This window comes from Pseudomonas savastanoi, from assembly GCF_020917325.1.
Lineage (GTDB): Bacteria > Pseudomonadota > Gammaproteobacteria > Pseudomonadales > Pseudomonadaceae > Aquipseudomonas > Aquipseudomonas amygdali.
In genome coordinates this window covers 3,108,729-3,120,782 of the sequence record NZ_CP076652.1, presented here as the reverse complement: position 1 = coordinate 3,120,782, position 12,054 = coordinate 3,108,729, and the positions used below count along the sequence as shown (strand labels likewise).

The following is a 12,054-nucleotide window of genomic DNA, read 5'->3' as shown; positions in this document are numbered from 1 at the left end:
CAGCTTGAGTTCAGCTTGGTCATGCTAATTGTGGGAGTTTGTAAATGACGTTACGTATGACAACGCCATTGGAATTTAATGAAGCTTTCATGACCAGAGTGCGAATTTATATAGCTGGGTGCAGGCAGCAGCTTGAGTGCCCGGATGCTTGGGTCGGGGTGATTGGTCCTGTGTGGCGGTAGGCTGCCTTGCGGCTGTCGGCAGCGCGTTTGACAGTTTGCTCAGGTCAGTTGGTGGAGCGAACGAAGGCGTGGAGGACCAGGCGTTATCTGGTTATTAATATAACTCAACTAAATGTCTGTTTAGTTGAGTTATATGAGAGTGTGCCCATTGTATAAGTATAAACAGGCGAGGGTTGCCGTTCCAAGCCTCGGCACTGTCATATTTATCACCTATTAGCTCATCAGGCTACAGGGCGGGTATTGGCAGAGCTGTTAAATGCCTTTCATACACTTGCGTACATCATCGTCTATAACGTTGCCTGGTTTGATGCAGTCCCTTAGCGGCTTTTCATCTTGCATGTCTTCAAACTCTGCTTTGGCCCGGTTTCGGCACTGTTTGTTTACAGCCTTGCCCAGCGGCGATGTGTCGCCTTTGTAGGACTCGCATGTCGCTGCATTGGCAGCTTTTTGCATCTGCACGACCATTGGCAGGGTCGCCGGATCTACAGCCCATGCTGGTGAGCTTATACAGGCAATTAAAATCGCTATTGTCCGTTTCATCATCAGTCCTTGATTTCAGGTCTAGCGGGCGCTGGTACCGTCAGGGACACTTTACCGTAAAACGCTTTGAATTCGAGTGGTGACTTGGGTTGCTGATTCGATGTCATCCGCGCGCAATGGCTCGGTCCGTCATTGATCGTCTCAAGCTGGCGATCACGATGTGTTGAAGCTCACGCTGCGATTGGGTCGGATACTGAAGTGTGAGGGGCTTCGATGTTCACGTTGTTGAATAGCCAGGAGGCAGTTCTCGGGCTTCAAATCTGGTGGCCAGGGCTCACAAAGGACGTATGTATAGGTACGCATAATGTATATTATGTTAAATTGTATCTATTTGTAACTGCCACGCCCGGTGTCACCAGTGAGTAAAAACCGTGGTTTGCCTCGAATTACCAGAATCCAACCAAATCATCGAGTTCCTCGCCCTACTTCCTGCGTCTTCGAGGTTTTCCTAGGCTCTAGTCAGCGATTCCTCAGATTTGAAAACGATGCGATCTTTGTCAGCGCGCTCGCATAGACTTGTAATCCATTGCTGAGGCCACAGTTCCTTCTCTGTTCCCACCCTTGGGTTTACTCAACGACCATGCCCAAGTTGAACAACTCATAAACCTGGAAGTTCGGCGCCGCTTGGAGTCAGTTCCCGGGCATCTGAATGCGCTCAAAGCCTGGCAAACTGATGAAGCAATCCCGACGGCTTGGATTCCAAGACCGCCACTAAAAGGTGCTTTGCCCGATCGTAGAGTCGATGCGGCCTGACGATCACCGATTGAGGTGTCCGGAAAAAGTTGACCACTGCACTCCTACTCCTTTGGAAATTTGAGCATGCTGGAATGGGGACGTACATTCCGAGCAATGTGAGGAGGCCTGCGGACCTCCCCGCGAACGCTTAAGGTGTGTCGGGCCTTTCTACTTCAGCGTAGTGGTAGATATTGTCGAGCCCTATGGCACCATGCTTCTGCGCATCGAAGCCCTGAAACGAATGGCGTGTTCTATTTTTGGAGTGATCGGCCAGCACCACTTCGTGGATTATTGTAAGCGTGCGCACGATTGAAGGCTGCGTCTGCTAAGGCGTGATTTAGGCTACTCCCCCCCTGCCCGGATGATGGGAATAGGCTTCGATCGATATTCAATTACAGCGCCAGACGATGAAGCTCGACATTCCAACAGTAGCCTTTCGACATTATTGCGAGTACATTCCGCAATCATGAATTGGATCCCATCAAGGCTAAACATTGACCAAAGCCTTGCTCGTAGACACGCCACGTGAGCGCGGGCAGTCACGGTGAACAATTCCTGACAAAGTTTTAGACAGCATGTTGTGCTCGCAGACTGACAGTCTGAGGCGAAGCTGGCCGCGAGCAGGGCTTTCAAGGTGATCGACGTTAAGGACGTGAAATGGCCTTCTCTGGCGAAATCAATTCGTTTATCAAAGAATTTGTCAAAGATTTAAGTGAGGATAATGCTGCGGTCTTTGCTGGCGCGGGCATGTCAAAGGGTGCCGGTTTTGTTGATTGGAAAGAGTTACTGAGAGACATCGCGGACGAGCTGGATCTGAAGATCGAGCAAGAGGACGACCTGATTTCTCTAGCGCAATTTCACGTGAACAAACTCAAAGGCCCAGCGAAGCTTTCTCGAAAAATCCTGGAAGAGTTTTCCGAACAGGCTGAACCATCGACGACCCATGAGATCCTGGCCCGCTTGCCAATTCGCACGTACTGGACAACGAATTACGACACTCTTGTCGAAGATGCGTTGAAACGCACCTTTAAGGTTCCGGACGTCAAGCACAGCGTTGCGCAACTCAACACGACCCGGCCGAAGCGAGATGCGGTGGTGTACAAGATGCACGGTGACGCCCATCACCCGAACGACGCCGTTCTCTACAAAGAACAGTACGAGCGTTACTACCGCACGCATGAGGCCTTTGTTACGGCGTTGAGTGGTGACCTTGTCTCCAAGACTTTCCTGTTTATCGGCTTCAGCTTTACTGATCCGAATCTGGACTACGTGCTTAGCCGCCTCCACACCACTACCAAACGCAACCACTACTGCTTTGTCCGCCGGGAACCGATCGCCCCCAAAGACGATGATGAAGTCAAGGCCTACAAGCGCCGCAAACAGGATCTGCGTATCGACGACCTGAAGCGTTACGGTATTCAGTCATTGCTTATCGACAATTATGAGGACGTGCCTGTCATTTTGCAGGAAATCGAAAGCCGCTTCCTGAAGAAGACGGTGTTCATATCTGGCAGTGCCGAAGATTTCGGCGAATGGGGTCAGCAGGAAGCTCAGGAATTCATCCATACCCTCTCCGCCTCTCTGGTCAAGAATAACCTACGCGTTGTAAATGGTTTCGGCTGGGGCGTGGGTAGCGCAGTAATCAACGGTGCGCTGGAAGCGATCTACGCCAATCCTGAGAAATTCTCTGAAGACCAGTTGATCATGCGGCCTTTTCCGCAGGTGGCGACGAAGGCTGCAGACTTGCAACAGCTCTGGGAGCAATACCGCCAACGCATGATCGGGCTGACCGGCATTGCCATTTTTGTGTTTGGCAACAAGCGAAGCGCAGAAGGCAAGATCATTGAAGCAGGCGGCGTAATCAGGGAGGCGCAGATCGCCATAGACAAGGGGTGCGTCATCATTCCGGTTGGCGCCACAGGATTCGCGGCTCAATCAGTCTGGCAAATGATTTCCGCAAGAGATGAGCTCTTCCAAGGTGTTGAGTGGATGCGCCCACTGATCGAAGAGATCTGCGACCCACAGATCAAACGCAAAGAAATTATTATCAAAATCGTCGCAATTCTTAACCGCCTAGGGAAATAAACATGGCAAAACGTAAGGTGTTCTACAGCTTCCATTTCGACAACGATGTCATGCGTGTCCAGCAGATCCGCAACATGGGGGTCATTGAAGGCAACGCAGCGGTTACCGCCAACACTTGGGAGGAAGTTAAGAAGAAGGGTGACGCCGCGATCAAGGCTTGGATCGAAGAAAACATGAGCGGGAAGTCCTGTGTCGTAGTGCTCATAGGTAGCGATACGTCCAAGCGTCCTTGGGTTCAGTACGAGATCAAAAAAGCTTGGGAAGAAGGTAAAGCTTTGCTTGGCGTCTATATTCACAACCTCTCGTGCCCCAATAAAGGAACGTCCAGCCAAGGTGCGAACCCTTTCGACCTATACACTTTCAAGACAGGTGACAAGGTAGTGAAACCTCTGGTTTTCAACCCTAAATCTTCTGATGCTTACAATGACATCTCGGCGAATCTCGCGAACTGGATTGAGTCCGCCATCACGCAACGTAACGGTTGACGATTTCGTGGCCTGTAGGGATGGAACACCCCCCTACAGGCCGCTGTTCAACTCGTATCTGGTTCCATAGCTATCTGCCAGTCCCTTTTTAGACGCCTTCTTAAATGTTGTATAAGGAAATCTTGGGTCAAGCTCCAGCATTCCTTTAGATACGAAGAACGTTCAGACTGGCTGAAGCCCTATGGGAGAAACCCCTGCACCTGCTCGGTGACGCAGTTCAGTCGGACGTTTTTTCTTGGTCACGGTATTTCAAATGTGGCATTGCATAATGTTCATAATGGCCGACACCATTTTTCACAATCGGGTCCTCAGAGGTAAAGGAAGCAATTTCAACGTCTTCTCCGATTTGAAAAAGAGACATTCCGTATCCTATCGGGGGTTCAAGTACAGGCCCGTGGGCGACGATCACTCCTTTTTCGAGAAGAGCGTTCAAATAGTCACCGTGCAACTGCATCAAGCTTTTTTCTTCGGGAGACAAGGTGCTCAGAAAATCAGCGCGCGGCGGTACGAACTTGCAAAAGTAGTATTTCATTTTAAAACCCATACTGGAGACGTGACTGATCACCTGGCCGTTGCCAAACATTAACCACCATCAGCACGTACGTGAATTTATTTTCTGGCTAAAGACTTGTTTTGCTTTTAAACGTCAGAGTTTAAGCTGTTTTCACGCTCTTAAGAATTGAGCCTTCAAACATGCTGGGCAGGTAACTCTGTAAGAACAAAATCATTCCAGTCATTTTGCCGACAGGATTGCTGAATTTAGGATTCTTTGCTTCGATCAAGCTATTGATTTTTTTGATAACAGCATCGGGCTTTTCTGCTGCATCAATACCTTTTTGGGTTGTTGCTTCAACCTTCCTTCTGTAATTGTTGTAATCGGCAATTCGGGTTCCTTCTGCCGATACAGCATGTGCGCCCAGATTCGTTTTGAACCAGACCGGCTCAACCATGCTGACCTTGATGTTAAATTGATCCAGCTCGAATCGCAGAGACTTGAAATAGCCTTGGACAGCGTGCTTTGAAGCTGTGTAGTAAGAAAGGTTGGGAGGACCGATCAGGCCTACAATAGAACTGACCGTGATGATCTTCCCTCCTTTCTGTGCTCGAAAATAAGGAAGCAAAGCGTTGGTTACCTTCACGGTGCCCCAGAAATTTGTCTCCAACTGTTTGCGGCCCAGTTCAATAGAGGTCTCTTCCGCTATGCCCGTGACCATATAGCCAGCATTATTCACGAGAACGTCGAGCCGCTTGATATGCTTGAACAGGTCTGTGACAAATGACGCAATTGAAACATCATCATCAATGTTCAGTTGCAAGAGTTTGAAAGGTACTTTGCTTGCGTGCTTTTGGGGCTCTCGGCTGGTGCCGATCACCTCATAGCCCTGTTTGTGAAGGCTATTGGCAAGAATCAATCCAAAGCCAGACGATGCTCCGGTAACCAAAACTGTTTTTTTCATCTTAGTACTCTCGTGGGCGTGTTTTAACAGACCGCAAGATCACGGTCGGTGGTTTTTGGGATTGCGTCATACTTTGATGCCGACCCCCTGCCCCAGTTTTTTAGCGATTTGAGCGTCACTGATCGCGTCTGTTTTCTGAGGTGAGGCTGATGGATGAACGATAGTATCGATTCAGTACCTAGTCAATACCGAAATGATACTGACAGTGAAAAATCTTTTCCCACCTACCTGTCAGCTCAAACCTCTGTTCGTTGGGGGCGCGGTGTTGCGATCCTGACGCGCTTCAGCCTGGGGATCGGGAGCCATTGAATTTCTGCCCTCCCCACGCCTCGAATGGATGACTTTTCACGAGTCCAAACCCTGTTGGACTCGTGGCTGCACACCTGATAGTATCGTTTCAGTATTGAGTTAATACGGAAATGATATGAACACTAAAGACCCAACTCAAGGCACTTGCCCTATTGCGCGTAGCCTGGCCGTTCTGGGCGACACCTGGTCGATGTTGATTTTGCGAGATGCTAATTCAGGATTGACGCGCTTTGATCAGTTCAAGAAGAGCCTCGGTATCGCCCCGACCATGCTGACTAAACGTCTCGAAACCCTCACAGAGGAAAAGCTACTCGAAAAGCGTCGTTATTCAGAGCGCCCACCGCGTGATGAGTACGTGCTAACCGAGGCTGGGCGCGACTATTGGCCGGTGCTTTTTGCGATAGCTGCCTGGGGACGGAAGCACCGCGGAGAAGGCAAGCTGGTCTGGTTCAAAGACGCCGAGACCGGAACTGACGTAAAGCCTGTCGTGATTGATGCCGAGACCGGCGCAGAGATCGGCACCCGCGCCATTCAAATCGATTTACCGGAATAGTGCCGTTGTGCCGCAGCCGATTGGGCAGCACAGGCGTCAATGTCGAGCCGTCGCGAACTTCGTTGGCGTTTCCGCTTGAATAGCGATTGGCACCCCCCAAAAACCTAAAGATTTGGTTGGATCGGCCGATAATTCAGAAATGATACGTTTTGCTACATTTCCGTACCAATGGCGTACTGCGGACATCTCATGAGGCATATACGTTGAACATCACCACTCAGCTCTCCAATTTTAGCTACACGCCAACGGTCGTCCCTGCGCCCAGGCCTGACAGTGCCGACGTCACAGATGAATCGCTTGAGTCGTCTTCTGCAGCTACAACTGCAATTCCTGCCGAAGGGGTAAAGGTTTCATTGTCTGAGGCGAGTATTCAGAAATCTGCCGACGACAAGAAGCCACAGGCAAAGTCGAATGCCGATATCGAATCAAGCGGCTTACCAGACCAGACGCAAAAAACCCTCAAGATGATCCGCGAGCTTAAGCGACAAATTGAGGAGAAACAGCAGGAGTTACAGGCGCTCATGGCTGATCAGAATATGGATCCCGAAATCAAAAAATCCAAAATCGGCGCATTGGTCACGGAGATCTCAACCCTCAGCGCTGGCCTGGCGACTGCCAACAACGCCCTGGTAAAACAGGCACGCGAGAATAAGATATCACCCGACCAGTTGCAGCAGGCTCAACAACTCGCGGCGAAGTGATGTCGCGAAGTCCTTACAATAGTTGAACGCTATGCCAATCCGTCTCCGAGAAAAGCACGCTTTGCGTGCTTGCTCGGAGCCTTTGGAAGAGGATGAGCGAGGCTGTTTGATACGAGGGCAGATGTGCGCAGAAGTGAGGGACCCTGTGAAACCTCAACCCCGAGAATTCTGCGCGCCAACGCAGGCCTGCCCTCCTCCCCTTACAAGATAAATAATGCGAAATCGAAGCTTCGGCGGCCTGGGCTGTAGGTCGTTCGCTCTCTCGCACAATATTTGACTACTCCTTGCCTACTGCGCAGATACTCCCTCGATCAAATAGACGTCTGTCTTGGCCGAACGCTGTCGGATTTTTCTCAATTCGGTGTACTCGGCAGAGTTGTACCAGGCTTGAGCTTTTTCTACGCTCGCAAACTCAATGACAACGCGTCGACGTTTTGGCGCCGTACCTTCGAGTGAAATAGTCTTGCCGCCACGTACGATGAAGTGACCTCCGTAGGGTTTGAAGGTTGACTCGACCTGAGCACTGTAAGGCTTCATTCCCTCTGCATCGGTAATCTCAAATTCCGCAACATAATAGGCCGGGGGCGTTGCCGCCTTTGCTTCTGATGCGATCACCAGGTCACTACCTGGCGCAAAAAAAACCAGGCCCGCCACTGCAAACGCTACACCCATCAAGTTTCTCATCACTTCTCTCCATTAAAAATCGGACTGATCGGTCGGTTAGTCCCTGCCAACCAGCCTCCAACATAAAATCGATTATCTTCCGGTATGAGTGCTGAGTTGAACCGGTTCGGTTTGAATCAACACTCTGGACATGAGCAGATCAGATAACTTTTATGAACCATCAGCACGTCGTGAGCAAGGTCATCCTGATTGGCATCGGGGCTGTAAAAGTGCGTCATTGCAGCGCGGTGACGAAACTCCGGGGGCATTGCTGAGCCCCACTCATGGCTTCATCCTGAAAAACCCGGTTATCAGCCGGAGCCCAGTGCCATAGGCTCCAACCTTAAGAGGTCCAACAAAAAATTTTCAAGCAGTGCATTGGCAGTTAGAGCGATGCGCCAGGAAGAAATCATGCGATTGCATCCGGCTTCAGCCATCCGAGCCGTTAATGGAGACGTTGATGAACCCTAGAAAGCCCACTACACCCGACGCTGGAATAGAGCTGTCCCGGCGACAAGTTCTGATCGGTACTGCGGGTACCGCAGTTACAGCAGTATTCGCGAAGGTCGATGATGTTCAAGCGGTTGCCAGGATAGAGTCTGCACCTCAGAGCCCGCCGGGAAGTCATGTAACGTTCACCCTCAACGGCCGCCGATTCGCTCTGGATGTCGACAACCGCACCACTCTTCTGGACGTTCTTCGAGAAAAGCTCCATTTGACCGGCACCAAGAAGGGCTGCGACCACGGCCAGTGCGGCGCCTGTACGGTGATCGTAGAAGGTAGAAGAATCAACTCATGCCTTACGCTTGCGGTGATGCACGAAGGCGACAGCATCACCACCATTGAAGGGCTTGGCACGCCGGACAATCTGCATCCGCTGCAATCTGCCTTCATTAAACATGACGGCTATCAATGCGGTTACTGCACGTCTGGCCAGATTTGCTCGGCAGTTGCAATGCTTGAAGAGATAACGGCCGGAATACCCAGTCACGTAAGCAGCGACTTGATCGCCAAGAGCCCGGTAAGCGCTGCTGAAATCCGGGAACGCATGAGTGGCAATATCTGCCGATGCGGCGCGTACTCCAACATCGTCGATGCCATTTATGAAGTGGCCGGAGGTCAGGCATGAAATCCTTCACTTACGAGCGGGTGACATCTGTTCAACATGCGGTTAACGCCGCCGCCAGTAATCCGGGGTATCGATTCATCGCCGGCGGTACCAACTTGCTAGATCTGATGAAATTGGAAATCGAGACCCCTGCGCACCTGATTGATGTGAACGGGCTGGCGCTCGACAAAATCACGCAGACCGAGGACGGCGGGCTAAGGATCGGCGCGATGGTGCGCAACACAGACCTGGCCGTTGCGCCTCAGGTTCGTCGAGACTACGCCATATTATCTAAAGCGCTGCTCGCGGGAGCATCAGGGCAACTGCGTAACAAAGCCACAACGGCAGGCAATTTATTGCAACGTACCCGGTGCGCTTACTTTTACGATACCAATCAGCCGTGCAACAAGCGGCGCCCGGGTGCTGGCTGTGCCGCGATTGGCGGCGCCAGTCGGCAGCAAGCGATCATCGGCGTCAGCAATGCCTGCATTGCCAGCCATCCCAGTGATATGGCCGTGGCGATGCGCGCATTGGGCGCGTCGGTGGAGACGCTTAACTCGGAAGGCCAGGTCAGGACGATTGCAATCGACGATCTTTACCGTGCTCCCGGAAATACTCCGCATATAGAAAATACTTTAGGTAACGCCGAACTGATTACTGCTGTGACCCTGCCTAAACCTATAGGAGGCAAGCATATCTACTACAAGGTTCGTGACCGTGCGTCCTACGCATTTGCGCTGGTTTCTATCGCAGCGATCGTGCTGCCAGAGCAGGCGGGGCGGCTAGCCCTGGGGGGAGTGGCCTATAAGCCTTGGCGAAGCGAAGATGCCGAAGTGTACTTCCCTGACGGTGCGAAGGCCGTAGCGACACGTTTGCTGGCCGGCGCTAATCCTACCGCGCAGAACGCTTTCAAAATCAAACTGGCAGAACGGACGATTGGTCTTGCTCTTTCCAGTGCGTCTTCTTAAGAAATCACCGGCAGTGCACGGCTGCGGTCGACTGACCAGGAGTAAGCCTCATGAAGTTTGATACGCCTGCGAGCACAAATCCAATCGATCAAATGAAGGTGATTGGTCAATCCAAAGATCGCGTTGAAGGCAGACTGAAAACAACCGGCACGGCAATCTATGCTTACGAACAACAGGCCACTGTCAGCCCCCCTGCTTACGGCTATATAGTAGGTTCTTCAATCAGCAAAGGACGCATCTCCTCCATTGATTTGAGCGAAGCGCACCAAGCCAGCGGCGTCATCGCAATCGTCACCCACGAGAATGCAGGTCAACTGAACAGGGGCGAATTCTACGTTGATCGTGCACTTGCCGGCCCTCAGGTGGACCATTATCACCAGGCAGTAGCAATCGTCGTCGCGCAGACGTTCGAACAAGCCAGGGCCGCTTCGGCTTTGCTGCGTGTCTATTACGTCAGAGAGCCTGGCACCTACGACCTGGCAGCACAGCGAGAGTCTGCCACAACACCCCCGCCGGGTGCATTTGGCCCTCCTCCGCATACCGCCATCGGCGATTTTGAGGGCGCATTCAAGCAGGCAGCGTTCACGCTCGACGGCCACTACACCACCCCGGACCATGCGCACGCGATGATGGAGCCCCACGCGACCATCGCTCAGTGGCAGGGAGAGAAACTGACGTTATGGACGTCTATTCAGCAAATGAACTGGGGCGTCAGAGACCTTGCCAAGACACTGGGTATCCCCAAAGACAACATTCACTTGATCTCGCCTTACATCGGTGGCGGCTTTGGCGGCAAAGGCACCATTTTGTGTGACGCCGTATTGGCGGCTCTTGCGGCTAGAGCCGCCGGGCGGCCGGTTAAAGTCGCACTTCCCCGCCCGCTCATGTTTAACAACCTGACGCACAGGCCCGCGACGATTCAAAGAATACGGCTCGGTGCCAATCCGGACGGCACACTGACTGCCATCGGCCACGAGAGTTGGTCGGGCAACCTGCGCGGTGGTCGCACTGAGGCGGCTACCGCATCGACCCGAACGTTGTATGCGGGCGCGAACCGTATGACACGTTTGTACCTTGCCGAACTCGACCTTGCTGAAGGCAGCGCCATGCGTGCGCCAGGTGAAGCGCCGGGCATGATGGCGCTGGAAATTGCCATGGACGAAATGGCTGAAAAACTGGATATGGATCCCGTGAAGTTTCGCGTTATCAACGACACCCAGGTAGACCCGGAGCAGCCTGACCGCACCTTTTCCAAACGCCAATTGGTCGAATGTCTGAACACTGGAGCTGATCGTTTCGGCTGGGCTCGTCGCAATCCCCTTCCCGGTAAGAAACTGCATGACGGCTGGTGGATAGGAGTCGGAATGGCCTCCGCGATTCGAGGCGCACCCACGACGAAATCTGCGGCCCGCGTCCGGCTTGACCGCAAAGGCCGGGTCACCGTCGAAACAGATATGACCGATATTGGAACCGGCTCATACACGATCATTGCCCAGACTGCTGCTGAGATGATGGGCGTTGAAATGGATAAGGTGAACGTCTATCTGGGGGATTCAAGATTTCCTGAGTCTTCAGGTTCCGGCGGCCAATGGGGTGCAGCCTCATCCACGGCGGGCGTCTATGCTGCCTGCGTGAAACTCAGGGAACTCATCGCTGCGAAGTTGGGCCTTGATCCAACAAAAACAGAATTTATCGCTGGCCACGTTCGTGAAGGTTCGAAAAACCTGCCATTGGAAGAGGCGACAAAGGATGCCGACCTGTCGGCCGAAGACGTCATGGAGTACGGCGACTTGGCAAAGCGGTATGCCCAACAAACCTTTGGCGCTCACTTCGTCGAGGTTGGCGTAAACGCCGCAACAGGGGAAATTCGCATTCGGCGTCAGTTGGCGGTGTGCGCAGCAGGTAGAATCCTCAACCCCAAAACAGCTCGCAGTCAGATCATCGGGGGAATGACCATGGGCGCAGGTGCAGCGCTTATGGAGGAAATGATAGTGGATCATCGTTTGGGTTTTTTTGTTAACCACGATCTGGCGGGCTACGAAGTACCGGTGCATGCCGACATCCCTCATCAGGAGGTCATTTTTCTGGATGAAGTAGACCCCTATGCGACGCCTCTCAAAGCTAAAGGCGTCGGCGAGCTCGGGATTTCCGGCGCAGCAGCGGCAATTGCCAACGCTGTTTACAATGCTACCGGCATCAGGGTTCGCGATTATCCCATCACGCTCGATAAGCTCATAGACCATTTGCCCGCTCTGGGCTGACCTTCCT

The 12,054-nt window shown here is 52.4% G+C and carries 11 protein-coding genes; 7 read left to right on the top strand and 4 right to left on the bottom strand.

Features of this window, described 5'->3' with window-relative positions:
* Nucleotides 1-434: 434 nt before the first annotated feature.
* On the bottom strand, nucleotides 435-725 hold the full coding sequence (locus tag KP808_RS12990; protein ID WP_058402918.1) for a hypothetical protein: 291 nt from the start codon (nucleotides 723-725) through the stop codon (nucleotides 435-437).
* 1,389 nt (nucleotides 726-2,114) lie between these two features.
* Between KP808_RS12990 and KP808_RS12985 the strand changes: the two genes are divergently transcribed.
* Complete coding sequence (locus tag KP808_RS12985) at nucleotides 2,115-3,542, top strand: SIR2 family protein (protein WP_058409529.1); 1,428 nt, start codon at nucleotides 2,115-2,117, stop codon at nucleotides 3,540-3,542.
* A 2-nt stretch (nucleotides 3,543-3,544) separates the two neighbouring features.
* Nucleotides 3,545-4,027 carry a TIR domain-containing protein gene (locus KP808_RS12980; protein ID WP_058409530.1) on the top strand — a complete coding sequence of 161 codons (483 nt, stop codon included), beginning with the start codon at nucleotides 3,545-3,547 and terminating at the stop codon, nucleotides 4,025-4,027.
* Nucleotides 4,028-4,244: 217 nt separating this feature from the next.
* Here the strand turns inward: KP808_RS12980 and KP808_RS12975 are convergent, their stop codons facing one another.
* Nucleotides 4,245-4,610: a YciI family protein gene (locus tag KP808_RS12975; RefSeq protein ID WP_230016220.1), complete on the bottom strand. Its 366-nt coding sequence runs from the start codon at nucleotides 4,608-4,610 to the stop codon at nucleotides 4,245-4,247.
* A 70-nt stretch (nucleotides 4,611-4,680) separates the two neighbouring features.
* A complete protein-coding gene (locus tag KP808_RS12970; protein WP_058409531.1) occupies nucleotides 4,681-5,484 on the bottom strand; it encodes an SDR family NAD(P)-dependent oxidoreductase in 804 nt (267 codons plus the stop codon).
* Between the two features lie 424 nt (nucleotides 5,485-5,908).
* Here KP808_RS12970 and KP808_RS12965 point away from each other — a divergent pair, with 424 nt between their 5' ends.
* Both KP808_RS12965 and KP808_RS12960 read left to right on the top strand, forming a co-directional pair.
* A complete protein-coding gene (locus KP808_RS12965; protein ID WP_058402940.1) occupies nucleotides 5,909-6,346 on the top strand; it encodes a winged helix-turn-helix transcriptional regulator in 438 nt (145 codons plus the stop codon).
* A gap of 203 nt (nucleotides 6,347-6,549) precedes the next feature.
* The gene (locus tag KP808_RS12960; RefSeq protein ID WP_227449417.1) at nucleotides 6,550-7,047 is read left to right on the top strand and encodes a hypothetical protein; all 498 of its coding nucleotides are present in this window, start codon (nucleotides 6,550-6,552) and stop codon (nucleotides 7,045-7,047) included.
* 288 nt (nucleotides 7,048-7,335) lie between these two features.
* Here the strand turns inward: KP808_RS12960 and KP808_RS12955 are convergent, their stop codons facing one another.
* Nucleotides 7,336-7,731, bottom strand: coding sequence for a DUF1330 domain-containing protein (locus KP808_RS12955; protein WP_058409123.1), 396 nt, complete (start codon nucleotides 7,729-7,731; stop codon nucleotides 7,336-7,338).
* A 439-nt stretch (nucleotides 7,732-8,170) separates the two neighbouring features.
* On the opposite strand from KP808_RS12955, the gene paoA reads away from it, so the two are divergent.
* From paoA to paoC, 3 genes are read left to right on the top strand one after another with little or no spacing between them, the layout of a single operon-like run.
* Nucleotides 8,171-8,839 (top strand): aldehyde dehydrogenase iron-sulfur subunit PaoA, encoded by a 669-nt coding sequence (paoA, locus tag KP808_RS12950; RefSeq protein ID WP_058409124.1) that lies wholly within the window; start codon nucleotides 8,171-8,173, stop codon nucleotides 8,837-8,839.
* A complete protein-coding gene (locus KP808_RS12945) occupies nucleotides 8,836-9,786 on the top strand; it encodes an FAD binding domain-containing protein (protein WP_230016219.1) in 951 nt (316 codons plus the stop codon). Before paoA ends, KP808_RS12945 begins: the two co-directional genes overlap by 4 nt.
* A gap of 50 nt (nucleotides 9,787-9,836) precedes the next feature.
* On the top strand, nucleotides 9,837-12,047 hold the full coding sequence (gene paoC / locus KP808_RS12940; protein WP_058409126.1) for an aldehyde oxidoreductase molybdenum-binding subunit PaoC: 2,211 nt from the start codon (nucleotides 9,837-9,839) through the stop codon (nucleotides 12,045-12,047).
* The last annotated feature ends 7 nt before the right edge of the window (nucleotides 12,048-12,054 follow it).